This window comes from Actinoplanes sp. NPDC048967 (assembly GCF_040649415.1).
Classification (GTDB): Bacteria; Actinomycetota; Actinomycetes; order Mycobacteriales; family Micromonosporaceae; genus Actinoplanes.
The window spans coordinates 15,130-40,515 of sequence record NZ_JBEZFL010000018.1 but is presented as its reverse complement, the minus strand read 5'-3'; the positions used below and the strand labels follow the sequence as shown (position 1 = coordinate 40,515).

Here is a 25,386-nt window from a genome sequence, read left to right as displayed (position 1 = left end):
GCGCTCCCACAGGCTCCGTCCCTGCGCGGCCGTCCCACCGCTCCGGCAGCGGCCGCGAAGTTCTGAGAGGACCCCCGTGACTCCACATCGACGCCGGCGGGCCGCCGGGCTGATCGCGGCGAGCGCCGCGGCCGGCCTCGGCCTGGCCCTGCTGACGGTCCAACCGGCCTCCGCCGAGCCGGTCCAGCACATCCCCAACGGCACCTTCACCAGCGGCACCACCGGCTGGTGGTCCACCGAGAACGCACCCGTCTCCGTGGTCGGCGGCCGGCTCTGCGCCGAGGTCCCGGCCGGCACCACCAATGCCTGGGACGTCAGCCTCGGCCACAACGACGTTCCCTTGATCAACGGCGCGGCCTACGCCCTCAGCTTCAGCGCCTCGGCCAGCACCGCGGTGACCGTCCGGGCCAACGTGCAGCTCAACGAGGCGCCGTACACCGCGGCGCTGTCCCGGGCCGTCGCGCTGACCAGTGAGGCGCAGAAGTTCGAGTACACCTTCACCGGAGGTCTCGACTCGGCCAACGGCACGCTGACGTTCCAGCTCGGTGGCAGCGCCGAGGCCTACACCTTCTGCCTGGACGACGTCAGCCTGACCAGCGACGGTGACACGCCCCCGCCGGCCGGGCCGGAGCAGATCGAGAACGGTGACTTCGCCGAGGGAACCGCGGGCTGGTACTCCTACGGCACCACGGACACCGGAACCGGCGACGGGCGGCTGTGCACCGCGGTGCCGGCCGGGCTGGCCAACCCGTGGGACGCCGGCGTGGGGCAGAACGGCGTGGCGCTCATCGCCGGGTCCTCGTACACCTTGTCGTTCGACGCCTCGGCCACGCCCGGCGCGAGCGTGCGGGCCGCCGTCCAGCTGGGCGCCGAGCCGTACACGTCGTTCCTGTCGCGGGACGTCGCGCTGACCTCCACCACGCAGCACGTGGAGTTCACCTTCACCGCATCGGCCGACACCACCGCGGGTCAGGTCGCCTTCCAGGTCGGTGGCAATGCCGAGGCGTACCGTTTCTGCGTGGACAACGTGTCGCTGATCGGCGGCGAGGAAGAGCCGCCGTACACCCCGGACACCGGGCCGCGGGTCCGCGTCAACCAGGTCGGCTACCTGCCGGCCGGACCCAAGAACGCGACCGTGGTCACCGAGGCCACCACGGCGTTCGGCTGGCAGCTCAAGAACGCCTCCGGTGACGTGGTCGCCGACGGCACCAGCACGCCGCGCGGGGTGGACGCCGCCTCGGGCCAGAACGTGCACACCATCGACTTCTCCGGCTTCCGCACCGCCGGCACCGGCTACACGCTGGTCGCCGACGGGCAGACCAGCCACCCGTTCGACATCTCCGGCACCGTCTACAAGCAACTGCGCTCGGACGCCCTGCAGTTCTTCTACATCCAGCGCAGCGGCATCGCGATCGACGGCGACCTGGTCGGCGAGCAGTACGCCCGCCCGGCCGGCCACCTCGGCGTGGCTCCCAACCGCGGTGACACCGACGTGCCGTGCCGCGCCAACGCCTGCGACTACCGGCTGGACGTGCGCGGCGGCTGGTACGACGCCGGCGACCACGGCAAGTACGTGGTCAACGGCGGCATCGCCGTGCAGCAGCTCATGAGCACCTTCGAACGCACCAAGACGGCCGTCACCGCTGCCCACGGTGTCGCTCTGGCGGACAGCACGCTGCGGGTGCCGGAGCGCGGCAACGACGTGCCCGACATCCTCGACGAGGCGCGGTGGGAGCTCGAGTTCCTCATGCGCATGCAGGTCCCGGCGGGCAAGCCGCTCGCCGGCATGGTGCACCACAAGATGCACGACGCCAACTGGACCGGCATCCCGATGCAGCCCGAGGACGATCCCGAGCAGCGCGAACTGCACCCGGTGTCGACGGCCGCCACCCTGAACCTGGCTGCCACCGCCGCCCAGTGCGCCCGGCTGTTCGCGCCCTACGACGCGGCGTTCGCCACCAAGTGCCTTACCGCGGCCCGCACCGCGTACACCGCGGCGAAGGCCAACCCCGCGAAGGTGGCCCAGGACCTCGGTGGCGGCGGCGGTGGCTACGGCGACGCCGACGTCAGCGACGAGTTCTACTGGGCGGCGGCGGAGCTGTACCTGAGCACGGCCGAGCAGCCGTACCTCACCGATCTGACCGCCTCGCCGCACCACACCGGCGACGTCTTCGCGGCCACGGGTTTCGGCTGGGGCAGCACGGCCGCCCTGGGCCGGCTCGACCTGGCCACGGTGCCGAACCTGCTGCCGGCGGCGGACCGCCAGCGGGTCCGCCAGTCGGTGGTCACGGCGGCGGACCGCTACCTGGCGACCCTGAAGGCCCAGGCGTACGGGCTGCCGATGCCCGGTGACGCCGGGAGCTACTTCTGGGGCGGCAACAGCAACATCCTCAACAACGTCGTGGTGCTGGCCACCGCCTTCGACCTGACCGGCAAAGCCGGCTACCGCGACGGGGCGCTGCAGGGCGTCGACTACATCTTCGGCCGCAACGCGCTGAACCAGTCGTACGTCACCGGCTGGGGCGAGCACGCGTCGCAGAACCAGCACAGCCGGATCTTCGCCCACCAGGCGGACGCGAGCCTGCCGCATCCGCCGGCCGGATCGCTGGCGGGCGGGGCCAACGCGGGCCTGGACGACCCCTATGCCAAGGACCTGCTGGAAGGCTGCAAGCCGCAGTTCTGCTACGTCGACCACATCGAGTCGTACGCGACCAACGAGGTTGCCATCAACTGGAACTCGGCGCTCGCCTGGGTGTCGTCGTTCCTGGCCGACCAGGGCACGGGCCAGGCCCCGGCCGCGTCGTCCTGCAAGGCCGAGTACACCAACTACGGCCCCTGGCAGGGCAACGGCGGCTTCACGGCGCAGCTGGCGATCACCAACACGGGCAGCACGGTGGTCGACGGCTGGACGGCACGTTTCGCCTTCCTCGGCGGTCAGAAGCTGCGGGAGGCGTGGTCGACCGAGGCCACGCAGGCCGGTGCCACGGTGACCGCGAAGAACACCGCGGTCAATCGCCGGATCCAGCCGGGTCAGACGGTGTACCTCGGCTTCAACGCGACGACGCCGGGCGGACCGAACCCGGCACCGGAGCTGATCACCCTCAACGGAGCCGCATGCGGCTGAGGTGAACTGCGGGCCCGGCCGGCACCTGTCGGCCGGGCCCGCGCTCTGCTCAGGGAGCCGCGTTCAGCAGGTCGAGCACGCTGTGCTGACAGGAGTGGTTCGTACTGACATACGGCCCGGCCCAATGGCTGCCGTACGCGTCGAAACTCGTCCGGCTCCTGGCGTACGCGGAATCGGCCTGCCGCCGCAGGTACCCGTCGTAAGCCCGTCCCACGGCCGCGTTCAGCACGCCCAGCCCGCGGATGAACGCGCCCTTGAACGAGACCCCGTCGCCGCTGCACTGGTTGGGTTCGTTGGGCTCGCGCAGGATGCCGTTGGTGTTGAGGTACGTGCTCGTGGTGGCCGCGTCGGCGACCCGGCGGGCCACGGTCAGCGCGTTCGCGTCACCGGTCAGCCGGTTGAGCTGCACCAGCGCGTTGATCAGCACACCCTGGTTGTAGGTCCACGTGACGTCGCCGTTGTTGCGGCAGGTGCTCAGGTTGAGGCCGTCGTTGACCAGGTTCGAGCTGTTGAGCATCCCGGTGCTCTGGAACCACGTCCAGCCGGCCTGCGCCCGCCCCCGGTAGACGCTGTCGCCGCCGATGCGCAAGGACAGGGCAGCGTTGAGCTGGATGTAGAGACTGTTGGCGACAGCGTTCTTCACGGTCCGGTCGGTACGCCAGTAGATGCCACCGCCGCAGCGGGTGTCCCAGTAGCTGAACATGTGGTCGGCGCCGGCCCGGGCGGTGTTCAGGTAGCGGCTGTCACCGGTCCGGTCGTACGCGGCCACCCAGGCCAGCGCCCACCAGCCGGTGTCGTCGAGATACTCGTTGCGGAACTGGCCCTGCCGGGCGTTGATGTTCTTGTCGTACGTGGCCGCGATCGCGTAGTCGTAGCTGTGCATGCCGCTGATCCGGCTGTTGTCGATCAGTGCGGTGAGCGCGTTGGCGCCGGTCCACCAGCCGTTGGTGTCGAAGAGTCCGGTGCCCTGGTCGAACCGCATCATCAGGGCGGTGGCCGCGGCGGTCCGCCGGTCCCACGCGTTCCAGTTGCTGCGGGTCCAGCCGGTGCACGTGAGCTCGGGCCGGTCGCCGGCCTTGCCGCAGGCGCGCAGCACGCCGACGCCGCGCGAGGCCCAGTTGTCGACGTTGAACATGGCGGTGCGCGCGCTGCCGGAGCCGGCGGGGACGGTGGTGTCGCCGAGCCGGCTGTCGCCCGACCAGGTGCGCCCGCCGTCGAAGGACCGGTCCAGCCAGACCTGGTCGCCGGCCTGGCCGTTCTCGACGGTCGCCCAGATCATCGCGTCGGTGTCGTTGACGTGAACCTTGAACGAGCGGCCGTACAGGGTGGTGCTGGTGGCGACGCGGTCGCCGGGGGAGAGGCCCGGATCCCGGGCGTCGCAGTAACGGTTGCAGACGGTGGCGGCCTGCGCGGGCAACGCGATCTGAACCTGGAGGAGGGCGGTGACGGCGATCGTGAGGACCGCGATCGGCTTCTGACGCATGGGTTACCTCCGTGCCGGTGGGTGCACTCGGTAACTGTTAATAAAGTACACATATTGTTAATAGTCAATGCCTACTCGCCCCGGAACACCGGTGCCCGCCGCTGCAGACTCGCGGCGATGCCCTCGCCGCTGTCGCGGGTCCGCCACAGCGCGGCCTGCTCGGCCAGCTCGTGCTCCATGGCCCGGCGGACCCGCTGCGGCAGGTCGCCGCGCAGGGTCGCGCGGATCGACCGTACGGCCAGCGGCGCCGCCGCCGCGATCGAGCGCGCCCATTGCCGGGCCGTCTCGCGCACCCGGCCCGGCTCGGCCAGCCGATCGGCCAGCCCGATGGCGACCGCCTCCTCGCCGCCCACCCGGCGCGCGGTCAGCAGCAGATCGGTGGCCAACTGCCGGCCCACCAGCTCCGGCAGGGTGACGCTGAGCCCGAACCCCTGGTGGAAACCCAGCCGGGCGAAGTTGGCGACGAACCGGGTCGACGGCTCGGCCACCCGGAAGTCCGCGGCACAAGCCAGCCCCAGGCCGCCGCCGACCGCGGTGCCCTGCACCGCGGCGATGATCGGGGTACGCACTTCGAACAGCCGCGCCGCCCGCCGGTACAGGCCCTCGGCGGCGACCACCATGTCCACGGCGAACTCCGCCGAACCCAGATCCGCGCCGCCGCAGAAGTTCTTGCCCTCGCTGGCCAGCACGATCACCCGGCAGCCGGCGTCCTCGTCCAGGGCGCCGGCGGCATCGGCGAGCCGGCCGATCAGCTCGGCGTCGATGTGGTTGTTCGGCGGCCGCCGCAGTTCGAGCAGCCCGATCCCGTCCGTGACGGACACCGCTACGTCATCGCTGTGTTCCACCAGGTCAGGATGGCCGACGCCGGGCGCCCGGCGGCAACCGGGCTGGTTGCCGCCACGTGCCGTCGACGGCCGCGGCTACTGGGCGACCTTGAACAGATCGTTGAGCTGGTTGTTGAGCTCGGTCAGGGAGCTGACCGGCTTGCTGCCGAGGTAGACGGCGTCGAGCCGCGGTTGCAGCAGGGCGGTGATGTCCGCGGCGTTGGTGGTCACCGGGAACAGGAACGTCGTCTTGTCCTTCACCTGATCCGTGAACGCCGTGACGTCGAGCTTGCGTTCGTTCTTGTTGTAGGCGACGGCGAGCTCGGTGGCCTCGGGCCGGGCCGGGAACACCACGCCGGATTCGCCGATGAGGTTCTGGCACTGCTCGCCGGACAGGAACTTCACCCACTTGGCCGCGTTCTCCGGTTGCTTCGACAGCGTGGTGACCGAGTCCGCGAGACCGTTGAACATCGAGGCGCGTTTGCCCGTGGGGCCGATCGGGGTCGGGGCGACCCCGATCTCGAGCTTCCGGCCGGCCGCGTCGGTGAGCTTGGTGAAGGTCGAGATCATCCAGGAGCCGCTGATGCCCAGGGCGGCGATCCCGGACTGGAGCTGTTTGTCCGTACCGATCGGGTTGCTGCCGCCGATCTCGGCGTAGGTCGGCATGAAGCCCTTGTCGGCCAGGCCGAAGTACCACCGCAGGGTGTCCTGGAACGCCGGCTGGTCGAGGTTGAAGCGGGTGCCCCAGGGGTTGGTGTCGGTGACCTGCCAGCCGGCGCTGGCGGTGAACGCCGACCACTGGGTCTGTCCCCAGCCGCTGCCGCCGGCCCCCTCGGACGCCAGCCCGTGGGTCTTGACGTTGTTCTTGTCGAAGCCGGGCTCGTCACCGCGCACGCCCTTGGCGTCGACGGTCAGGTGCGCGATGAGTTTCTCGAAGGTGCCGCCGTCCTGCGGATTCCAGGACAGGTTCTGCAGTTGGGCCGGGTCCACGCCGGCCGCGTCCAGGGCTGCCTTGTCGTAGAACACCGCGACCGTGTCCCAGTCCTTCGGGGCGCCGTACCGTTTGCCGTCCTTGCCCTTCCACAACTCGGCCAGGCCCGGCTGGTAGTCGCTGTCCTGGAGGTCGCTGGTCGGCGCCAGGTCGTCCAGCGGCCGCAGCACCTCCAGGTCGACGTACTGGGCGAACTTCGCCAGGTGGTCGGTGAAGACGTCCGGTGCGGCGTCGGCGATGAAGCCGGCGGTCAGCTTCGACCAGTACGAGTCCCAGCCGTACTGCGAGATGTTGATGCGCAGGCCCGGATTCTGTTGCTGGAACGCGTCGGCGCACTTCTGGTAGCCGGGTTGCTGGGCGGAGTCCCAGAGCCAGTACTCGATGGTGCCCGTGGTGCCGCCGCTGCCGGCACCTCCGCAGGCGGTCAGCAGGGTCAGGGTGAGGGCGGCCGCGGTGGCCCGGTAGGTACGTGACATCACTTGATCCCGCTGAAGCCGATGGAGTTGACGATCCGTTTGGCGAAGACCATGAAGAGCAGCAGCATCGGGAGCGCGGCGACCAGGGTGGCGGCCATCAGGCCCGCCCAGTCCGGCCCGGTCTGCGGGGTCTGCGACTTGAACACGCCGAGCGCCACGGTGAGCACCCGGGACTTGTCGGTGTAGCTGACCATCAGCGCCCAGAAGTACTCGTTCCAGACGGAGATGTAGGTGAGGATGGCCAGCGTCGCGATCGGTGCGGTGGACATCGGCAGGATGAGCCGGAAGAACACGCGAACCTTGGACGCGCCGTCGATCAGCGCCGCCTCCTCAACCTCCTTGGAGATGCCGAGGAAGAACTGGCGCAGGAAGAACACCGCGAACGGGGTCATCAGCATGCTCGGCAGGGCGATGCCGAGCAACGTGTCGACCAGGCCGAGCTGCTTGATGAGGACGAAGTTCGGCAGCAGGGTGAAGATGGTGGGGATCATCAGGCCGCCGAGGAAGAAGCCGAACCACTTCTCCCGGTTCTTCCATTCCAGGCGGGCGAAGGCGTACGCGGCCATCGCGGAGAAGAAGACCTGCCCGACGGTGACCAGTGTGGACACCACCACCGAGTTGAACAGGTAGCGCCAGAAGTTGATGGGCTGTCCGGCGCCGCCGGCGTCGATCGCCTCCTGGCCGCTCTGCAGGCCGAAGACGCGCGCGAAGCCGCCCCACGACGGCTGCACCGGCAGCAGGCTGTCACTGCCGGCGTAGAGGGCGTTGTTGCTGGACAGCGCGGTGCGCAGCATCCAGTAGAACGGGAACAGGCTGATCGCGATGACCACGATCATGAAGGTCCAGGCGAGGGCGCGGCCGACGCTGAACCGCTTCGGCTCCGGGGGTTCGACGGTGGGGGAGACAGGTGCCGGTCCGATGGTGGTGGCCGGGGGAGCGGTGTCGATGGTCATGCTCGCTCCTCAGGTCAGGTCGGAGGTATCGGCCCGGGTGACCCGGTACTGGACGAAGGTGATGATCACGAGCACCAGCAGCAGTGCGACCGACATGGCGGAGGCGTACCCGAACTGGAAGCGCCCGAAGGCGACGTCGTAGATGTAGTACTGCAGCACCCGTGACGAGTCGACCGGTCCGCCGCGGGTGGCGATGGCGACGGTGTCGAACACCTGGAACGACCCGACCACCGTGATGATCAGGACCAGCGCCAGCACCGGGCGCAGCAGCGGGACGGTGATGCTGCGGAACATCCGGGGCTCGCTGGCCCCGTCCATCCGGCCCGCCTCGTACATCGTCTCCGGGATGGTCTGCAGGCCCGCGAAGATCAGCAGGGCGGTGTAGCCGACGTGCCGCCACACGTTGATCAGCGCGATGGTCGGGATGACCAGGGCGTCGGAGGACAGGAACGCGACCCGGTCGAGCCCGATCGCGGCGATGAGCGTGTTACCGATGCCCAGCTGGTAGTCGAGGATCCAGAGGAAGACCAGTGCGGCCACCACGTTGGAGACCAGGTACGGCGTCAGCACGATGCCCCGCAGCCAGGTCCGCCGGGTGAGCCGCTGCATCATCACGGCGATGACCAGGGCCACCGCCGTCTGCAGGGCGATGTTGATGACGACGTAGTAGATCGTCACCCGCAGCGAGTTCCAGAACACCGGGTCCTGGGCCATCCGGACGTAGTTGTCGAGGCCGTTGAACTCCGGCGGGGTCAGCAGGTTGAACTTGGTGAAGCTCAGGTAGATGCCGCGCAGGGTGGGCCAGACCATGAAGACCAGGAAGCCGATCAGCGCGGGCAGGATGAACATGAGCGCCAGCCGGGTGTCGTCCCGTCTCCTGGCGCGTGGGGTGCCGGTCCGGTCCGGCCGGGTGGTGATGCTGAGGGCCATCGGATCCTCCTTCGCCCGTCGTCGCGGCCGGACTTACTTTCAGCCAGGTTGAAAATAATCCCGGCATCACGATGTGACAAGGGTCACTATTTACGCTTGATGCATGGCACCCCTCTCCACCGCCGAGCTGGCGGTGACCCGGCACCTGCTCGTGCACGGGCCGACGACCCGCGCCGCCCTCGGTGACCGGCTCCAGCTGTCGTACGCGTCGATGTCCCGCCTGGCCCGCGCGCTGACCGACGGCGGCCTGATCACCCAGGACGTCGAGCCGGAGTTCACGGTCGGGCGTCCGCGCCAGATCCTGTCCGCGGTGCCCGGTGCCCGGCACGTCGTGGGCTGCAAGCTCACCGCCGACCGGGCCTACGGCGTCGTGTGCGACATGTTCGGCGAGGTCCGCTGGGCGGCGAAGGCGGCCCTGCCGCGCCGGCGCAGTGACGGAACGGTGCCCGTCGCGGCAACCGTGAAGACCGTGGCGCGGCTGGCGCAGAGGCTGGCCCGCCGGGTCCCGTCGGTGGACGGCATCGCCGTGTCGCTGGGCGGCGTCGTCGTGAACCGGTCGATCGTCCGGGAGGGCACCTTCCTCGGCTGGCGCGACACCGACCTGGCCACGCCGCTGCGGGCGGAGACCGGCCTGCCGGTGGTCGTCACCAACGACGTCACCGCGCTGGCCCGCGAGCAGCTCTGGTTCGGGGCCGGCCGCACCCACTCCACCTTCGGCCTGATCACCGTCGGCGCCGGTCTCGGCTTCGGCGTCGTCCGCGAGGGCATCGTCGTGGAGGAGCTGATCGACAACGGCCACCTGCTCGCCCACGCGCCCCTCACCGGCCGCGGTCCCCGATGTTCGCTCGGGCACGCCGGCTGCGTCGCCTCCTACCTCAACCGCGACGACCTCGAACGCCATGCCTCGGTCGCGGCCGGCCGACCCGTGACCTTCGACGGGCTGGCCCAGGCGCGTGCCGCCGGCGACCGTACCGCCACCAGGCTGCTCACCGGCTCCGCCCGGGCCCTCGGCCACCTGGCCGCCACCTTCGCCGGGGCGCTGCAGACCTCCCGGATCGTGCTCGCCGGGGAGGACGTGGCCGAGATCGCCGCGTCCCCCGCCCTGGCCGACGTGGTCGCCGACCGGCTCCGCCCGGGCGCCGACGAGACCCAGCGCTGCACCCTCGACATCACCACCGCCACACTGACCTTCAACGACTGGGCCCGCGGTGCGGCCGTCGCGGGGGTCCAGCACGTCCTGGGCGCTCTCTGACCGAGGCGATCAGGCGCTTCCCGCGCCCGCTGCTCCAGCGGCGCTCTCCGGCTGCGCCCGCCGGCTCACGGCGTCCTGGCCCGGCGCGGCCTGGCCGCGAGGAGCTGCTCACGCAGGATGTCGGCGTGACCGCAATGCTGGGCGAGCTCCCGCAGCACCTGTACGTACAGCGCCCACATCGACCGCACTTTCCGGCCGCTCACCACATGCTCGAGGCCGAGTCCCCGCACAGCCGCCCGGGACTCCTCGCACGCGGTGCGATGCGCGGCCTGGACGGATGCGATGGTGTCCCCGGGCCGGAGGATGAACGAGCGGCCCGGGGTGGCGGCCACCCCGAGCTCCCGGAGCGACCGGCCGGTCAGGACGTGCCCGAAATAGAACCTCTCGACGTACGTCAGGTGCTTGACCAGCCCGAGCAACGTCGTCCGGGACGGGACCAGGGAAGCTCGGGCCTCGTCCTCGCTCATGCCCTTCAAGCTGTCGTGCGCGGACCAGCGGTGCTGATCGAGCAGCTCGTCGAGGCGGACCCGGAGATCACGGGTCCAGGGCGGTTGACCCATGGCAGCTCCTCCTCATCGCAAGCGTTGGAGTCGAGCATCCGCGGCCCGGCGACCACGTGCAAAGCCCGTTGCCAAATGGCAAGCTGCGGTGATGGACGAGGTGGAGCACGACGTGCTGGCGGGCGTGGCAGGGCGGCTCCGGGAGGTCCGCCGGGCTCGCGGAGCCAAGCTGGTCGACGTGGCGCAGGAGACCGGCCTGACCCCGAGCACCCTGTCCCGGCTCGAGACCGGCAAGCGTCGCCCCACGCTGGAGCAGCTGCTGCCGCTGGCTCGTGCTTACGGCACGACACTGGACGAGCTGGTGGGCGCCCGGGACACCGGCGATCCACGCATCCACCTGCGCCCGGTGACGTACCGCGGCATGACGTTCGTGCCGTTGACCCGGCGGGCGGGCGGCATCCAGGCGTTCAAGGTGATCTACCCGCCGGCGTCGGTCTGGGGCGAGCCGGTTCCGCGTACCCACGAAGGGTACGAGTGGCTGTACGTCATGAACGGGCACGTCACCCTGCTGCTCGGCAACCGGCGGCTGCGGCTGGGTCCGGGAGAGGCGGCGGAGTTCGACACCGGCGTACCGCACTGGATCGGCAGCGCCGACGAGAGCCCGGCCGAGCTGCTCACCCTGATCGGCATCCAGGGCGAACGCGTGCATCTCGCCACATCGGCGTCCTGAGCCGGGGCGCCGGCCCACGACAGCAGCAAGCGGGCCCGGGCGCCGGCTCACGGCGGCAGCGGCACGGGAGTTCGGGCGCCGGCTCAGAGCGACAGCAGCAGCAGGGGAGCGGCGGCTGCCCACGCCTGCGGCGAGCATGAATGCGGGTACGGCACCGGTCCGCGCCCCCGCTCACGGGCCAGGCCGGTCATCACCTCGGGCAGCCGGTCGTCGCCGAAGGACGCGGCGGCGAGCAGTCCGTCGGCGATCCGGGCGGCATCGGTACGGCGCCCGGCCGCGGCCAGCCCGGCCACCGCGATCGCCGTGTCATGCGGCCACACCCCGCCGCGGTGATACGACATCGGGTGGTACGGCACCTGTCCCGCGGCCAAGGTCCGTACACCCCAGCCGGAGAAGAAGTCGTCCCCGGACAGCCGGTCGGCCACCGTGGCGGCCCAGTCCTCGGCCAGCAGCCCGCACCACAGCAGGTGTCCCGCGTTCGAAGCCGCCGCGTCGACCGCCGTGCCCGTACCGTCGAGGGCCAGCGCCACGAAGCCGTCCGGCAGCCGGAAGTCGCGGGCGAACCGGTCGCGCAGGTCCCCCGCGACCGCGGTGAGCGTTGCCGCCCACGCCGGGTCGCCCCACACCTGTGTCGCGAGCCGGGCCGTGCCCAGCAGCGCGCGGTAGGCGTACCCCTGGGCCTCGGCCACCGCGATCGGCCCGGCGGCCGGGGTGCCGTCCCGGAAGACGATGGAGTCGGCGGAGTCCTTCCAGCAGTGGTGCACCAGGCCCGGCCGGTCGGTGCGGTACCGCAGGTAGCCGGTCGCCAGCCCGCCCGGACCGAGCATCCAGCCCACGGCGGCCCGCGCCGCTTCCTCGAGTTCCTCGGCCGGCAGGTCGTCGCCGGTGACCTCGTGGTGCTCGGCCAGCAGCATGAGGAACAGCGGCGTCGCGTCGACCGAACCGTAGTAACGGGCGTACGGCACCTCACCGGTAGTGGCCAGCTCGCCCTGACGCATCTCGTGGATCACCTTGCCCGGCTCCTCCACCCGGGCGGCGTCCGTCATGCGACCCTGCGTGGCGGCCAGCACCCGTAGGGTTCCGGCGGCCAGCTCCGGCCGGTGGCGGAGGGCGAAGAGCGAGCTGAGCAAGCTGTCGCGGCCGAAGACCGTGAGGAACCAGGGCGCGCCGGCGGCCGGCACGACCGCCCCGGGCACGCCGGGTGCCGGCATGCGCAGGGCGTCGAGGTCGGCGAGACCCTGCCGTACGCAGCGGAAAAGGTCATCCTGAGGTGCCGGAGGTGAACCTGCGGTGCACGCCTGCTCCGCACCCGACACCGTGATCTCCAGCGTCACCGACCCCAGTGGCGGGACGATGACTGTCCATTGCAGACCGCCGGTGGACAGCAGTGCGGTCGGCGAGGCGCGGATCGTTGTCGTGCGCTCAAATCCACGGCGGGCGTAGGTGAAGACCAGCCGGTCCCCGGTAGCAGCGGCGTGGCGGAGCGCGTCGGACTTGTCGAAGGCGCGCGCCGAGCGCAGCTCGAACTGATCGGCGAAGTCGGCTGCCAGCTCGTAACCGAGCTCGACGGTCTGCGATGTGCCGAGGAAGCTCGTCACTTCCAGCGACTCCACCAGCCGGCCGGGCCGGACCTCCCGGCGCCGGGTGACCGCGTAGGGCGGGTCCTCATGGCGGGCCGTCTCGGGCGCGTAAACCGTCGAGGTGGCGTCGGTACGCAGCGCACGTAAGGGTGTGGTTCCGGCGTGCGCACTGCCGCCTTGTCCTGGGACGCCGCCCGGCCGGCTGCTCGATTCCGCGATCGCCGTTTCCGGGACGGTGAGCACGAGTCGCGACAGATGGCGGCAGTCGTCGATGAAGAAGCCGTCCACCGCCGAACCTGTCACGTCGGCGCCGACGGCGGTGGTCAGCAGACACGTCGTGCCCGCGACCACCGAGTGTCCGCTCACGCCGTCCGGAGGAGGTCGAGGGTCAGCGCCGCGGTCCAGCTGAAGTCGCTCGCGCCGTGGCCCGCACCGGTCAGCGGGTCGAGGTATTCGCGGAAGCCGGCGGTGCGCACCCGGTCCAGCAGGCGCCGGCGCAGATCGTCGGCGAGCGTCGTCTCGCCGTGCCGCCGCAACCCGTGCCAGACCAGCCAGCTGGTGTTGACCCACCCCGGCCCGCGCCAGTAGCGGCTCGCGTCATGGTCGGCGGCGGTGAGGTCGTACGACGGCAGCGGGCAGGCCTCGTGCAGCCGGAACCGGTCACCCAGCGCGGTCTTCACCAGCTCGGCGGCGACCGGCAGGCCCGGCACGATGAGCGGGGCCAGGCCACCTACGGAATAGGTCTGGATGAGGTGGCCGGTGTGCACATCACGTGGGAAGAACATCCCGGCGCCCGGGTCGTACAGAGTGGACACCAGGGCGTCGGTCAAACGGGCGGCTGCGGCCAGGTGTGGCGCCGGGTCGTGGCCGAGTTCGGCCGCCATCGACGCCAGCGCGTGCTCGCCGGCGGCCAGCAGGGCGTTGCACAACGGATCCTCGACCGCGAAGCCGTGCACCTGCAACGAATCGGTGTAGCCGGCGTCCCGGTAGTCGCGCGCGAGCCGGACGTAGCGGCCGTAGTCGTCGTCGGTGGGCCGTTCCGCGGCGACACCGTGGTTGAGGTCGCGCCGGGTGAACTCGGTCGTCGGCACCGGGATCACCCGCGACAGCGGGAGGTCCCAGGCCGGGCTGTTGTCCATGCCGGACTCCCACGGGTGCACGACCGACATCAGGCCGTCGCCGCTCAGATCGCGGCGGGTCGCCAGGTAGCGGTGCCACTGGACCAGCCGTGGGTAGATCCGGGGCAGGAAGCCGCGGGCGCGCGCCGTCGCGGGGTCCGCGAGGTAGGTCGACCAGGCGGCCAGAGCGTGCGCGGGTGGCTGGACGATGCCGGAGGTCGGCACGCCCGGCGCCCCGGGCACCGCCCCGGAACGCCAGAACGCCGGACCGGGGAAGTAGGCGTCGGCCCGCACGTGCGGGTCGAACACGATGTGCGGCACGCGCCCGTCCCGCCACTGCGCGCCGAACAGCGACTCCAGCTCCCGCTGGGCCCGGGCGGGGGACAGGTGGCGCAGCCCGATCGCGATGAACGCCGAGTCCCAGCTCCACTGGTGCGGATAGAGAGCGGCGGCCGGCACGGTGGCGCAGTGCCGCCAGTTCGTGGCCAGCACCCGGCGGGCGCCCCGGTCCAGGTCGATCACGCCGGCCCGCTGACGTCGTGGCGGCGCAGGAAGCCCGGCACGGCGGCGACGGCGGTGGCCGGTTCGCCGCGCAGCCGGCACTCCAGGGCCAGGTAGCCGTCGTAGCCGATCGCGTCGAGAGTGCCCAGCAGCGCCGCCCAGTCGAGGTGCCCGGCACCGGGCTGGAAGCGGTTGGAGTCGCTGACCTGTACGTGACCCAGCGCCGCGGCCGCCTTGACCAGCGCCGACGTGGGCTCGTCCTCCTCGATGTTCATGTGGTACGTGTCGGCCAGCACCTTCAGCGCCGGCAGGCCCACCGCGCCGACCAGTTCGACCGCCTGCTCGAGCCGGTTGACCATGTGGTCCTCGTAGCGGTTGAGCGGCTCCAGCACGAGCGTCGCACCCTCGCGGGCGGCGTGCTCACCCAGTTCGGTGAGGCCTTCGAGCAGCACCGCCCGGTCCTCCTCCTCGCCGCGCGGCGGCTCGAACGGGGGCAGCCGCCGGGAGAACATGCCCCAGGAGGCCGGCGTGCAGGCCACCGCGCCGGGGCCGCCGACCTCGGCGATCACCGACAGCTGCGACTTGAGCTGGGCGACGGCGTCGCGGCGCAGGTCCGGGTCGAAGGCGCCGAAGAAGTGCCGCATGTCGACGCACACCGACGGCATGAGCACCCCGTCGCGGGCCGCGCGGCGCAACTCGGGCAGCCGGTCGCGGAACGCGAAGTCGCCGTGTCCGCGCAATTCGATGGCGTCGTAGCCGGCGCGCCGGGCGAACTCGAACTTCTCTTGCAGCGTCTGGCCGGGCAGCAACTGCTCCTGGCAGGAAAGCTTGATCACGGGAACTTCAACACCACCTGGAGTGCCTCGTGGGGACGGCGGTCGAGCATGCGGTACGCGGCCGCCGCCTCTTCCACCGGAATGACATGGGTGACGAGCCCGGCCGGGTCGATCCGGCCCTCGACGGCCAGCCTGAGGAACGTGCGGTTCAGGCGAACCTGATCCCAGCGCCCCGCGACGTCGGGCGGGACCCCGCCGATCTGCGAGCAGATCAGCCGTACGCGGTTGTGGTGGAACTCGTCGCCGAGCCGCAGCCCGACGCCCTCGCCCTGGTAGAAGCCCGCGGCGACCACCCGGCCGTTGACCGCCACCGCGCGGATCGCCTCGTGCAGCGCCGGGTACGACCCGCTGATCTCGATCGCCACGTCGGCGCCGAGGCCGTCGGTGAGCTGGCGCATCTGCGGACCCACCGTGCCGTCGCGGACGTCGACGATGGCGTCGGCGCCGTACTCCAGGGCTTTCTCGAGGCGGCCCGGCACCGCGTCGACCGCCACCACCGAACCGCCGGAGAGTCGCACGAGCCGGGTGGTGAGCAGGCCCAGCACACCCTGGCCGAAGACGGCGACCGTCTCGCCGAGGTGCACGTCCGCGGCCAGAACGGCGTTGAGCGCCACGGCACCGACCCGGGCGAACGTCGCCGCGATCGGGTCGAGGCCGTCCGGGACCGTGCAGCCGCGCAGCTTCTCGGCGGGCAGGACGGCTTCGGCGCGGTGCCCCCAGATGCCCCACACCTGCTCGCCGACCGCGGGGATGCCCGGATCGCCGGCGACGTCCGGGGCGACCTCGACGACCTCGCCCACCTCGGAGTAGCCGAGCCCGGCCACCGGATAGCTGAGGCCGCTGGTGTCGTCGACGAACAACCGCAGGTCCGGGTCCCAGGACCTGTTCAGGTACGGATTGGTGCCGCGGTAGGCGGTCAGCTCCGTACCGGCCGAGATGCCGGAGAAGCTGGTATGCACGCGTACCTGGCCGGGGCCGAGCTTCGCGGTGGGCTGGTCGACCACCTCGACGCACTGCGGGGAGGTGAACTGCACTGTCTGCGGCACTCCGACATTTCACCCTATCGGTCGGGCCATTCGTGGCGGAACGCATAATCTTCCGGCCGATCACTGTCCTACTTATGTCTCGCCGCCGGGCAATAGTGCGGCGCAATCGTCCCCGGCAGCGGTGGTGTTTACGCTACTCACCGTGACCACTTCTGCCGTGAAGCGCCTCCCGGTCAACCAGAACTCGGCCGGGCACCTGCTGTGGCTGGTGCGCACCGGACGTGCCCGCACCCGAGGTGAACTGCAGAGCTACACGGGCCTGGCCCGGTCGACCATCACCCAGCGCCTCGACCTGTTGCGCGTGACCGGCTACCTGCGGGCCTCCGGCGTCGAGGGGTCGACCGGCGGGCGCCCGGCCGAGCTGCTCGAGGTCGACACCGGGCACGGCGTGGTGCTGGTGGCCGACCTCGGCGGCAATCACGCCCGGGCGGCGGTGGTGGACCTGGGCGGGCAGCCGCTGGCCGAGGAGCACGAGCCGATCAAGATCGGCTGCGGGCCGGAATCGGTGCTGGGCTGGGTCGACGGCGCGTTCCGCCGGGTGCTGGCCCGGGCCGGGTGGGACCCCGATCGGGTACGGGGCATCGGCGTCGGCGTGCCCGGCCCGGTCGAGTTCGACGCCGGCGTGGTCACCCAGCCGCCGATCATGCCGGGCTGGGACGGCTACCCGATCGCCGACCGCTTACGCCGTACCTGGAACCGCCCGGTCTTCGTCGACAACGACGCGAACCTCATGGCGCTGGGTGAGCAGACGGTCCACTACCCCGGCTGCCCGGCACTCGTGCTGGTGAAGGTGGCCACCGGCGTCGGCGCCGGCGTGGTCATCGACGGACAGGTCTACCGCGGCATCGACGGTGGGGCCGGGGACATCGGCCACATCCGGTTGCACGACCATCCCGAGGCCCGTTGCGAGTGCGGCCTCTACGGCTGCCTGGCCGCGGTGGCCAGCGGCCTGGCGCTGGCCCAGCGGCTCACCGCCGCGGGCACGCCCACATCGTCGGGCGCCGAGCTGGTCGAACGGATCCGCTCCGGACACGTGGAGGCCGTGCAATTGGCCCGTACGGCGGGAAAGCTGGTCGGCGAGGTGCTGTCCACTGTGGTCTGCATGCTCAATCCGGCGGTGCTGGTGATCGCCGGAGATCTGGCGGACATCCACTTCGTCACCGGGGTGCGCGAGGTGCTCTACCAGAGCGCATTGCCGCGCTCGACCCGTCACCTGGAGGTGACGACGAGCCGGCTCGGTGCCCAGTCGGCAGTGGCCGGTGGGTACGCGATGGTCGTCGATCAGGTCTACGCCCCGGCCGCCGTCGACGCCGAACTCGCCCGCATGGTGCCCGCCGATCTGGCAGCATCTGGCCGATAATATCCGGATATGGAACGCGACGAGTGCGCCCAGCCGGTCGCCGTGGGCCTGGTCGGCGCCGGACCCTGGGCAGCCACGATGCACGGGCCGGTGCTCGCCGCCGGCCCGCAGACCCGCCTCGCCGCCGTCTGGTCGCGCCGCCCGGAGGCCACCGCACACCTCGCCGCCCGGCTGGGCGCGCACGCCGCTACCTCGTACGAGGATCTGCTCGATCGGTGCGAGGCTGTCGCTTTCGCCGTACCGCCGGATGCGCAGGCCGAACTCGCACCCCGCGCCGCCCGGGCCGGTAAGGCCCTGCTGTTGGAAAAGCCCCTCGCGCTCGACCTGGACGCCGCCCGCGCGCTGGCCGACACCGTCGCGGAGTGCGGCGTGGTCACCCAACTCGTGCTCACCAAGCGCTACCACCACAGCACGCGAGCATTCCTCGCCGCTGCGGCAAGGTTCACCTCCACCGGAGCCAGAGCACGTTACCTGCACGGCGCGTTCCTCGACGGCGCGATGGCCACCGGCTGGCGGCTCACTCGCGGCGCCCTGTACGACCTCGGCCCGCACCTGCTGGACCTGGCCGACGCCGCCCTCGGCCCGATCGAGGAACTGCACGCCCACGGCGACAGCCGCCGCTGGATCGAGCTGACCTGTGCGCACCGCGGCGGCGCGATCAGCCAGCTGTCGCTGTCCGGCGCCGTCGGGCTGTCGTCCTCACAGGCGGGCATCGACCTGTACGGGCCGGCAGGCGAGCTGACGCTGGACTTCGGCCCGGTCGACCACCAGGAGTGCTGGCCGGTGCTGCGGGCCGAGTTCGCCGCCGCCGTACGGTCCGGCGTGCCGCACGACCTGGACGTGCGCCGCGGGCTGATGCTGCAGGAGCTCCTCGCCCGGGTCAGTGCCCCGCCCGGCGGGCGGTGAGCAGCACCATCCCGGTGGTCTCGTAGCCGTCGCTGGTCGCGGCCGAGTCGATCCGCTCGACCACCAGGTCCGTGGTCACGGGCGCGAACACCGCGCGGACGATCTCCGGATCCACGGGATAGCCGGGCCAGTGCGGCCCGCTGCCGATCCGGTAGCGGCCCATGTTCTCCATGAACGCGGCCACGAGCCACCCGCCCGGGCGGACCGACCCGGCGAAGGCCAGGCACAGGTCGCGGAACTCGTCGGCGACCTCGGTGGCGCTCTCCGCGACGAAGTGCATGGAGGCCAGATCGTAGGTGTCCGGCGCCAGATCGCCGGTGCCACCCCGCCGTACGCGCACCCGCGCGAGCGCCGCGCTGAGGGTGGGCGGCAGCTCGGGCTGCAGCTCCCGGCACCGGCGGTAGAAGCGCTGCCAGCTCTCCTCCGGGCCGTCGCGGAGCTGCTTCTCCAGGTACGCCACACTGGCCGCGCTCGGCTCCACCGCCTCGATGTCCCGGCTTACGGCGGAGGTGAGCATGAGGGGGTAGAGGTTAGGACCCGCCCCCAGCTCCAGCGACCGCGCGAAATGCCCGGGCGGGAAGCGCCGGTAGAAGGCCGAGTGGTGCACGAGCACGGCGTCGTCGTCGGGCGCCACGTCCCGGTAGATCTCGTCCAGGTAGTCGGTGACCGGCCATCGGTCCCAGTCCACGTCGCGGTTGTGCAAAGGTGAACCCATGGCCCGATCATGCCCCGAACGTGGATGGCCGGCATCCGCCCGTTTGCCGTTCCGGCAACGGAACTTGTCATTACGAGGACCGGTGCGCACGCTGATGAGCATGGACATCAACAACTTGTACGGCCGGGTCGCCGCGACGGGCCGGGGTGTGGCCCGATGAGCGGGCACGGGCACGGGCATCAGTCCGAGGCCGAGGCGACGGCCATGTTCGAACCGCCGAGCTGGGACGAGCGCTACTCCGGCCCGGAGAAGGTCTGGAGCGGGCAGCCCAACCCGCAGCTCGTCGCCGAGGTGACCGGGCTGACGCCGGGCACCGCGCTCGACGTCGGCTGCGGCGAGGGCGGCGACGTGATCTGGCTGGCCCAACAGGGCTGGAAGGTCACCGGTGCCGATTTCTCGGCCAACGGCCTGGCCCGCGCCGCCCGGCACGCCGAGCAGGCCGGGGTGGCTGACCGCGTCGACTTCTGGCAGGTCGACGCCCGGGAATTCGCGGCCGAGGGCCGGACCTTCGACCTGGTCACCAGCCACTTCCTGCACCCGCCGGACGGCGGGATGGTGGAGGTGACCCGCCGGCTGGCCGGTGCTGTCGCGCCCGGCGGGCATCTGCTCGTGGTCGGCCACGCGCCGTCCGAGGTGTTCACGCAGCTGTCGGCCAGCCACCGCAAGGCGATGTTCGTCGCCGAGGAACTGCTGCCGGGCCTGCCGGAGAACTTCGAACCGGTGGTGGTGGAGCAGCGCCCGCGTACGGCGGTCCGTGACGGTGTCACGGTCGAGATCGCGGACTCGACTCTGCTGGCCCGCCGCACGTCCTAGTCACCGCCGGTCCGGTCGGTTTTCGCTTGGTCGGTTTTCGCCCGGTCGGTCTTCGCCCGGTCGGTCTTCGCTTGGTCGGTCTTCGCTTGGTCGGTCTTCGCCCGGTCGGTCTTCGCCCGGTCGGTCTTCGCTTGGTCGGTCTTCGCCCGGTCGGCCTTCGCCCGGTCGGCCTTCGCCCGGTCGCCTTCGCCCGGTCGCCTTCGCCCGGTCGCCTTCGCTTGGTCGCCTTCGCTCCGGAAGGGGCGGGTGACGACACCGGATCCGGGCTGCCCGCCGGGGCCGTCCAGCTGCCGAACGACGTGTGTGCCGCCCGGTACGTCGGGGCGGCCCGCCGGCTGGGCACGGCGGTACTTCATCACGGTGCACGCGCTCGGCATCGTGGCCATCGGCGTTCCCGCGGACGCGACGCCGGCCTTTCTCGGCTTCAATATGGCCGGTCAGATCCTCGGCCGCGGCACTCTGATCGCGACAGCCGAGACGCCGGCGAGCTGATTTCGGCCTGTCACCTCATGTGGAGGTTCGCCGCATCAGGTTGAGGTGCGGTTCATGGATCGGCGCCGGCCCGAACGACCCACCTCGAGGGCCGGCGGACGGGCCGGCGCGACTAGATCGGGCCGGCCCGCCCGGCATGTGGTTGGGCCGGCCCGCCCGGCATGTGGTTGGGCCGGCCCGCCCGGCATGTGGTTGGGCCGGCCCGCCGCGTGTGGTTGAGCCGACCCGCCGGGCGTGTTGTTGGGCTGGCCCGCCCGGCATGTGGTTGGGCCAGGCCCGCCGCGTGTGGTTGAAACGGCCCGCCGGGCGTGTTGTTGAGCCGGCCCGCCGCGTGTGGTTAATCCAGCCTGCCGGGCGTGTGGTTGGGCCGGCCCGACCCGGGGGCGGTCAGGCCGGCCTGCTCGGCAGTGGGTCAGGCCGACCCGCCCGGTTCGCGGTCAGGTCGGCAGTCCCGAGAGGGGGTCAGGCCGGCAGCCCACCCACCTGCTGATCAACCCAGCTGCGCACCGAGGGCAGATCCCCATAGATCGACGGCGCCGTCGCGCACGTGGAGCTGTTGTTGCCGGCGCGGCTGGTCACCCCGATCAACGCCCAGCGCCCGCTGACCATGCGGACCTGCGGGCCACCGGAGTCCCCGTAGCAGGCGCCGGCGTTGCCGTTGGTGTTGTTGGTGCAGATCTCGAACGCCGCGTCGATGCCGGCGCAGCGGCTGTCCGACACGATCGAGGTGTCGAGCTCATTGGCGACGCGCGGCGTCGACCCGCATCCCCGGGTCGGGCACGTCTGGCCCCAGCCGATGATCCGGGTCGCCGTGCCGACAGCACCGGACGCGGTCGGCACAGGTGCAGGTGCGTATGACACGGATGAGGTCAACTCGAGCAGCTTGATGTCGATCCGAGGGTGGTTCACCGCCCGCCGGACGGAGACCACCGTGCCGCCACTGCTGCGGTCGACGCTGCCGACGCGGACCGAGGCGGGGGTGGGGCAGTGCTTGGCCGTGACGGCCCAGTTGCCCTTGATGAGTGAACCGGTGCAGCCGGAGACGTAGACCATGAACGAGTAGTTCTCGGTGGCGGGGCGGCCGTTGACCACCTGGGTGACGGGCGGCGGCTCGGGGGAGGGCCCAGCGATCGCGGCGGCCGGCATGAGCAGGCCGGCGGCGGCGACGGTGGCAGCGGTGAGGAGTGTCCGGGCGAGGGTACGCATGCGGTCGTCCTGTCTGTGCCGGAGGAGTGGGACGGCGGGCGGTTGCCCGGACAAACCGTAGCGACGTAGTGATACTCATCGATACATACCGAACGGGGCCTACCGCTGCGTGATGGTCGCTACGCCGTCTCGGGGTAGACCTCCACGTCGTAGAGCAGCCGGACGGGCTCGCCGTTCGAGACGCCGATGAAGACCGGCTCGCCGGCCGGTGTACGGCCACGTCGCCACACCTGCGCCAGGGCGGCCTCCCGCGACGGGCGATGGACCTTGTCGGCCTGGTGGAGCTCCAGCACCTTCCGCGCGGTGGTCCGGTCGCTCTCCAGCTGTACGCGCATCAGCGGCATAAATGAACGGCGTCCAATCAACTTAACAGCGTTACATCTCCCGTCGACCGTACTAGGGTCAAGCGGTGAGCGAAACCGCCTTCGGCCCGGGCTCGGTCTGGCTGCGCGACGAGCCGGCCCGGCCCCGCCCCGCACCCCTGAGCCGGGAGCGCATCGTCGCGGCGGCGGTGACCCTGCTCGACGAGGACGGCGCCGACGGCCTGACGATGCGCCGCCTGGCCCAGCGGCTCGACGTCACGCCGACCGCGTTGTACTGGCACGTGAAGACCAAGGACGACGTCCTGGATCTGGCCCTGGACCGCGTCTTCGGCGACGTGCCGCTCCCACCGGCCACCGCTGATTGGCGCGAGGACGCACGGGTGCTGATCCGGCACTGGCGTACCGCGATGCTGCGCCACCCCTGGGCCCCGAGCCTGGTCGGCCGCCCGATGCTCGGCCCCAACGTCCTCACCCGCACCGAGTTCCTTCAGGCCGCCCTGACCCGCGGGGGCCTGTCCGGCCTCCCGCTGGCGGTGACCACCCGGCTGCTGGCCAACTACGTGATCGGCGCGGCTCTCACCGAGGCGACCTGGCGCCGGACCGCGGATCCCCAAGCGCAGCGCGAGGCCCGCCGGCACGTGGCGGCGGACCCCGCCGCCTACCCGACCCTCAACGCCTCCGGCCACCTCGACGCGGAACGCTGGGACGACGATGTCCTGTTCGACCACGGACTCGACGCGATCCTGACCGCCGCCCACCCCTCCTGAACCAGGATCCTAGGACGCTCAAGGGGTGGTGTGGTCGATCATCTGAGCTCGCCGGTGGGCACTGAGCGTCCTCGGCCGACCCAGCCCGGCCGCCCGGGCGCGCATGGAATGGCGCCCTCCTCGGCTTCGTCGAGCCGCGCCCGCGAGGGCGCCGAGCCCAGGCCAGGCGCGAGACCAAACACCAGGTCAGGCGTAGGGCCGGCCTGCGCAGGGCCCGGCCTACGCAGGGCCCGGCCTACACAGGGCCCGGCCTCCACAGGGCCAGGCCTCCACAGGACCAGACGCCAGACCAGACGCCAGTCCAGGCGCGAGACTAGGAATCAGACGAGGCGTAAGGCCAGGCCTACGCAGGGCCAGACGCCAGACCAGACGCCAGTCCAGGCGCGAGACTAGGCATCAGACGAGGCGTAAGGCCAGGCCTACGCAGGACCCGGCCCATGCAGGGCCAGACGCCAGACCAGACGCCAGTCCAGGCGCGGGACTGGGCATCAGACCAGGCGTAAGGCCACGCCTACGCAGAGCCAGGCCTACCCAGGGTGAGGCACCAGATCCGACGCCAGTCCAGGCGCCGGCGCAGGAGCAGCCGAGATTTGCCGTTCGCGCTTGGCGTGGAACCCGACGCTGACGGCGGCCAGGTCGGCGCCCTCGCGACGCAGTCCGGGACGCAGACCGTGGACCGGCATGAATGACCTACAGAGCGACGCAGACCGTGAAAGGGTGAACCGGCCTCAATGACCTGCGGAGAGCGGCGATCCAGCCAAGCGCGCGACCGCACTCGCCCGGCTCATCGGAGCCGCCGCCGGCCGGTGCCAACTCCGTCGGCGTTCCTCAGGACGAGGCGCAGACGTCCAGGACAGCTAACCCAGGGATACGCCGGTCCGCCCCGTCGCGTCGCCCCACACCGCCAGTTCGCCCCGCGCCAGGCACACGATCAGCAGGCCGTCCGGACCGGCGACGGCCCACGACTCGAAGTCCGCGTCGACCCCGACCAGCAACAGCGCGCCGCTGCGGAACGTGATCTGCAGTTCGCCGGTGTCGCGGATGCATGCCGTCCGGATGACGTCCCCGAGCAGGGTCGCGAGGATGTCCGAGGGGTTCTCGCCCGGTTCCACATCGGCCCGACCGCCCGGCCCGTGCAGCTGGGTCACGGTCTCGATCAGCACCTGGCAGCCGCCCGAGAGGCCCAGGACGATGGCGTGGCCGAGCCGTACGTACTCCAGCTTGCGCCCGCCCAGCAGGTCGATCGAACGCCCTTGCCGCGGGCGCCGTCCGGCGTCCATGTCGGCGACCATGACTGGCAACATGACTACCTCGATCGGCTCATCGGACTGTTGATCACAGGACCGTAGCCCGCACTTTCATAAGAGAGCCTTAAAGACGACGGCGGATTCCTGACGGCCCGAGGTTGACACTGACGCGATGCGTTCCGTCACCCTCGACCCGCGCGCCGGGTACGCGCCTCGCCGGCCTGCGCGACACGACGTGTATCCCTGTGGGAGGCCGGGCTCTCTGAATGCGTCCTGGCAGCGGCTTTCAGCGACGGGTGAGGAAGCCGGCGGTCGCCGCGGGGCTGCCCGCGGCGGCCGCGAGCTCCGCGAAGTCCTTGATCAGACGGCTGCGGCGCGACGACTCCCAGGCCAGCGCGATCCGGCCCGGGCCGATGTCGGTGACCGGCACGGCGCACACGTCCGGACGGGTGTAGAACGCCACTACCGAGGCCGGCAGGACCACCACGCCGCGGCCCATCGCCACGTGCTCCAGCTTCACCTCGACGCTGTAGCGGGACTCCTGCGCCGAGCGGGGGATCCGGTCGCGGATGTCGGCGGCGATGTCGCGCCATTCCGGTACGGCGTCAGGATTCTGCACGAGGTGCTCGCCGGCGAGGTCGGTGATGCTGACCCCGTCCTCGCCGGCGAGCCGGTGGGTACGGGCGACCACCACGACCCGGGGCTCGTCGGCCAGAGGGAGCAGGCGCAGGCCGCGTTCGTCGACGGGCAGCCGGACGTACGAGACGTCGGCGCGTCCGTCGCGCAGCACCTGCTCCTGCTCGTCCCATCCGGTGCGCATCACCTCGACCCTCAGGCCGGGGTGACGGGCCTCCAGGGCCGCCGCGGCCGGGGTGACGATCAGCCCGGGCATGAAGCCGATCGTGAAGGTCCCCGATCCGCGGGCCGCCCGCACCGCGCGCCGGCGGGCACCGTCGGCCGCGGCGATCAGCGCGCCGGCGTCCAGCCGCAGCGACTCGCCGGCCGCGGTCAGCTCGACCCGGCGCTTGTCGCGGTCGAACAGCCGGACCTTCAGGTCGTCCTCGAGCGCCCGGATCTGCCGGCTCAGCACCGGCTGGGCGATGTGCAGCTGCTGGGCGGCCCGGCTGTAGTTGAGGGTCTCGGCCAGGACCAGGAAGTAGCGCACTTTCCGCAGATCCAGATCGCTGGGCAAGGGCGTCCTCCGGTCGGCGCG

At 71.3% G+C, this 25,386-nt stretch carries 23 protein-coding genes; 7 read left to right on the top strand and 16 right to left on the bottom strand.

The genetic code is table 11. The features are described from left to right. The first annotated feature begins 76 nt into the window (after positions 1–76). Positions 77–3,124 carry a glycoside hydrolase family 9 protein gene (locus AB0C12_RS43640; RefSeq protein WP_360557103.1) on the top strand — a complete coding sequence of 1,016 codons (3,048 nt, stop codon included), beginning with the start codon at positions 77–79 and terminating at the stop codon, positions 3,122–3,124. 49 nt (positions 3,125–3,173) lie between these two features. Here the strand turns inward: AB0C12_RS43640 and AB0C12_RS43635 are convergent, their stop codons facing one another. The 5 genes from AB0C12_RS43635 to AB0C12_RS43615 all read right to left on the bottom strand — a co-directional run bounded on the left by AB0C12_RS43635 (position 3,174) and on the right by AB0C12_RS43615 (position 8,781). Further along, complete coding sequence (locus AB0C12_RS43635) at positions 3,174–4,607, bottom strand: glycoside hydrolase family 76 protein (RefSeq protein WP_360557101.1); 1,434 nt, start codon at positions 4,605–4,607, stop codon at positions 3,174–3,176. Positions 4,608–4,678: 71 nt separating this feature from the next. Continuing rightward, a complete protein-coding gene (locus tag AB0C12_RS43630) occupies positions 4,679–5,452 on the bottom strand; it encodes an enoyl-CoA hydratase/isomerase family protein (RefSeq protein WP_360557100.1) in 774 nt (257 codons plus the stop codon). Between the two features lie 75 nt (positions 5,453–5,527). After that, the gene (locus tag AB0C12_RS43625; protein ID WP_360557098.1) at positions 5,528–6,898 is read right to left on the bottom strand and encodes a sugar ABC transporter substrate-binding protein; all 1,371 of its coding nucleotides are present in this window, start codon (positions 6,896–6,898) and stop codon (positions 5,528–5,530) included. Continuing rightward, positions 6,898–7,851, bottom strand: coding sequence for a carbohydrate ABC transporter permease (locus AB0C12_RS43620; RefSeq protein ID WP_360557097.1), 954 nt, complete (start codon positions 7,849–7,851; stop codon positions 6,898–6,900). Before AB0C12_RS43620 ends, AB0C12_RS43625 begins: the two co-directional genes overlap by 1 nt. A 9-nt stretch (positions 7,852–7,860) precedes the next feature. Continuing rightward, positions 7,861–8,781, bottom strand: coding sequence for a sugar ABC transporter permease (locus AB0C12_RS43615; protein WP_360557095.1), 921 nt, complete (start codon positions 8,779–8,781; stop codon positions 7,861–7,863). Between the two features lie 103 nt (positions 8,782–8,884). Between AB0C12_RS43615 and AB0C12_RS43610 the strand changes: the two genes are divergently transcribed. Then, positions 8,885–10,033, top strand: coding sequence for an ROK family transcriptional regulator (locus tag AB0C12_RS43610; protein WP_360557094.1), 1,149 nt, complete (start codon positions 8,885–8,887; stop codon positions 10,031–10,033). A gap of 65 nt (positions 10,034–10,098) precedes the next feature. Here AB0C12_RS43610 and AB0C12_RS43605 read toward each other — a convergent pair whose 3' ends face one another. Then, the gene (locus AB0C12_RS43605) at positions 10,099–10,593 is read right to left on the bottom strand and encodes a DinB family protein (RefSeq protein ID WP_360557092.1); all 495 of its coding nucleotides are present in this window, start codon (positions 10,591–10,593) and stop codon (positions 10,099–10,101) included. 91 nt (positions 10,594–10,684) lie between these two features. Between AB0C12_RS43605 and AB0C12_RS43600 the strand changes: the two genes are divergently transcribed. Beyond that, positions 10,685–11,263, top strand: a complete 579-nt coding sequence (locus tag AB0C12_RS43600) for an XRE family transcriptional regulator (protein ID WP_360557090.1) — start codon at positions 10,685–10,687, stop codon at positions 11,261–11,263. Between the two features lie 83 nt (positions 11,264–11,346). Here the strand turns inward: AB0C12_RS43600 and AB0C12_RS43595 are convergent, their stop codons facing one another. The 4 genes from AB0C12_RS43595 to AB0C12_RS43580 are packed head-to-tail and all read right to left on the bottom strand — an operon-like array spanning position 11,347 to position 16,344. Beyond that, on the bottom strand, positions 11,347–13,209 hold the full coding sequence (locus tag AB0C12_RS43595) for a glycogen debranching N-terminal domain-containing protein (protein ID WP_360557089.1): 1,863 nt from the start codon (positions 13,207–13,209) through the stop codon (positions 11,347–11,349). Then, positions 13,206–14,483: a trehalase family glycosidase gene (locus tag AB0C12_RS43590; protein WP_360557088.1), complete on the bottom strand. Its 1,278-nt coding sequence runs from the start codon at positions 14,481–14,483 to the stop codon at positions 13,206–13,208. Before AB0C12_RS43590 ends, AB0C12_RS43595 begins: the two co-directional genes overlap by 4 nt. Further along, positions 14,480–15,298 carry a sugar phosphate isomerase/epimerase family protein gene (locus AB0C12_RS43585; protein ID WP_360557086.1) on the bottom strand — a complete coding sequence of 273 codons (819 nt, stop codon included), beginning with the start codon at positions 15,296–15,298 and terminating at the stop codon, positions 14,480–14,482. The genes AB0C12_RS43590 and AB0C12_RS43585 overlap by 4 nt, the downstream gene beginning before the upstream one ends. Beyond that, positions 15,295–16,344 (bottom strand): zinc-binding alcohol dehydrogenase, encoded by a 1,050-nt coding sequence (locus AB0C12_RS43580; RefSeq protein ID WP_360557084.1) that lies wholly within the window; start codon positions 16,342–16,344, stop codon positions 15,295–15,297. The genes AB0C12_RS43585 and AB0C12_RS43580 overlap by 4 nt, the downstream gene beginning before the upstream one ends. Positions 16,345–16,486: 142 nt before the next feature. Between AB0C12_RS43580 and AB0C12_RS43575 the strand changes: the two genes are divergently transcribed. Both AB0C12_RS43575 and AB0C12_RS43570 read left to right on the top strand, forming a co-directional pair. After that, entirely contained in the window at positions 16,487–17,704 is a 1,218-nt protein-coding gene (locus AB0C12_RS43575; RefSeq protein WP_360557082.1) for an ROK family protein, read from the top strand. 9 nt (positions 17,705–17,713) lie between these two features. Further along, positions 17,714–18,610 (top strand): Gfo/Idh/MocA family oxidoreductase, encoded by an 897-nt coding sequence (locus tag AB0C12_RS43570; RefSeq protein ID WP_360557080.1) that lies wholly within the window; start codon positions 17,714–17,716, stop codon positions 18,608–18,610. Here AB0C12_RS43570 and AB0C12_RS43565 read toward each other — a convergent pair. Continuing rightward, positions 18,585–19,325, bottom strand: coding sequence for a hypothetical protein (locus AB0C12_RS43565; protein WP_360557078.1), 741 nt, complete (start codon positions 19,323–19,325; stop codon positions 18,585–18,587). The genes AB0C12_RS43570 and AB0C12_RS43565 overlap by 26 nt on opposite strands. 156 nt (positions 19,326–19,481) lie before the next feature. On the opposite strand from AB0C12_RS43565, the gene AB0C12_RS43560 reads away from it, so the two are divergent. Then, a complete protein-coding gene (locus AB0C12_RS43560) occupies positions 19,482–20,138 on the top strand; it encodes a class I SAM-dependent methyltransferase (RefSeq protein WP_360557076.1) in 657 nt (218 codons plus the stop codon). Here AB0C12_RS43560 and AB0C12_RS43555 read toward each other — a convergent pair. From AB0C12_RS43555 to AB0C12_RS43545, 3 genes are all read right to left on the bottom strand, one after another. Continuing rightward, positions 20,135–20,524 (bottom strand): hypothetical protein, encoded by a 390-nt coding sequence (locus AB0C12_RS43555; RefSeq protein ID WP_360557075.1) that lies wholly within the window; start codon positions 20,522–20,524, stop codon positions 20,135–20,137. The two genes, AB0C12_RS43560 and AB0C12_RS43555, sit on opposite strands and share 4 nt — an antisense overlap. Before the next feature lie 568 nt (positions 20,525–21,092). After that, positions 21,093–21,776 carry a trypsin-like serine protease gene (locus tag AB0C12_RS43550; RefSeq protein WP_360557160.1) on the bottom strand — a complete coding sequence of 228 codons (684 nt, stop codon included), beginning with the start codon at positions 21,774–21,776 and terminating at the stop codon, positions 21,093–21,095. Between the two features lie 179 nt (positions 21,777–21,955). Continuing rightward, positions 21,956–22,171, bottom strand: a complete 216-nt coding sequence (locus AB0C12_RS43545; protein ID WP_360557074.1) for a hypothetical protein — start codon at positions 22,169–22,171, stop codon at positions 21,956–21,958. Between the two features lie 74 nt (positions 22,172–22,245). On the opposite strand from AB0C12_RS43545, the gene AB0C12_RS43540 reads away from it, so the two are divergent. Beyond that, positions 22,246–22,926 carry a TetR/AcrR family transcriptional regulator C-terminal domain-containing protein gene (locus AB0C12_RS43540; RefSeq protein ID WP_360557073.1) on the top strand — a complete coding sequence of 227 codons (681 nt, stop codon included), beginning with the start codon at positions 22,246–22,248 and terminating at the stop codon, positions 22,924–22,926. A gap of 857 nt (positions 22,927–23,783) precedes the next feature. Here AB0C12_RS43540 and AB0C12_RS43535 read toward each other — a convergent pair. Then, a complete protein-coding gene (locus AB0C12_RS43535; protein ID WP_360557072.1) occupies positions 23,784–24,230 on the bottom strand; it encodes a DUF6188 family protein in 447 nt (148 codons plus the stop codon). Between the two features lie 229 nt (positions 24,231–24,459). Then, positions 24,460–25,365 carry a LysR substrate-binding domain-containing protein gene (locus AB0C12_RS43530; RefSeq protein ID WP_360557070.1) on the bottom strand — a complete coding sequence of 302 codons (906 nt, stop codon included), beginning with the start codon at positions 25,363–25,365 and terminating at the stop codon, positions 24,460–24,462. Positions 25,366–25,386 lie beyond the last annotated feature (21 nt).

Excerpts from the sequence above, each read along its gene's own strand:
- AB0C12_RS43635 (WP_360557101.1), bottom strand. The coding sequence starts at position 4,607 with ATGCGTCAGAAGCCGATCGCGGTCCTCACGATCGCCGTCACCGCCCTC.
- AB0C12_RS43625 (WP_360557098.1), bottom strand. The coding sequence starts at position 6,898 with ATGTCACGTACCTACCGGGCCACCGCGGCCGCCCTCACCCTGACCCTG.
- AB0C12_RS43620 (WP_360557097.1), bottom strand. The coding sequence starts at position 7,851 with ATGACCATCGACACCGCTCCCCCGGCCACCACCATCGGACCGGCACCT.
- AB0C12_RS43615 (WP_360557095.1), bottom strand. The coding sequence starts at position 8,781 with ATGGCCCTCAGCATCACCACCCGGCCGGACCGGACCGGCACCCCACGC.
- AB0C12_RS43610 (WP_360557094.1), top strand. The coding sequence starts at position 8,885 with ATGGCACCCCTCTCCACCGCCGAGCTGGCGGTGACCCGGCACCTGCTC.
- AB0C12_RS43605 (WP_360557092.1), bottom strand. The coding sequence starts at position 10,593 with ATGGGTCAACCGCCCTGGACCCGTGATCTCCGGGTCCGCCTCGACGAG.
- AB0C12_RS43600 (WP_360557090.1), top strand. The coding sequence starts at position 10,685 with ATGGACGAGGTGGAGCACGACGTGCTGGCGGGCGTGGCAGGGCGGCTC.
- AB0C12_RS43570 (WP_360557080.1), top strand. The coding sequence starts at position 17,714 with ATGGAACGCGACGAGTGCGCCCAGCCGGTCGCCGTGGGCCTGGTCGGC.
- AB0C12_RS43565 (WP_360557078.1), bottom strand. The coding sequence starts at position 19,325 with ATGGGTTCACCTTTGCACAACCGCGACGTGGACTGGGACCGATGGCCG.
- AB0C12_RS43560 (WP_360557076.1), top strand. The coding sequence starts at position 19,482 with ATGAGCGGGCACGGGCACGGGCATCAGTCCGAGGCCGAGGCGACGGCC.
- AB0C12_RS43555 (WP_360557075.1), bottom strand. The coding sequence starts at position 20,524 with ATGGCCACGATGCCGAGCGCGTGCACCGTGATGAAGTACCGCCGTGCC.
- AB0C12_RS43550 (WP_360557160.1), bottom strand. The coding sequence starts at position 21,776 with ATGCCGGCCGCCGCGATCGCTGGGCCCTCCCCCGAGCCGCCGCCCGTC.
- AB0C12_RS43545 (WP_360557074.1), bottom strand. The coding sequence starts at position 22,171 with ATGCGCGTACAGCTGGAGAGCGACCGGACCACCGCGCGGAAGGTGCTG.
- AB0C12_RS43535 (WP_360557072.1), bottom strand. The coding sequence starts at position 24,230 with ATGTTGCCAGTCATGGTCGCCGACATGGACGCCGGACGGCGCCCGCGG.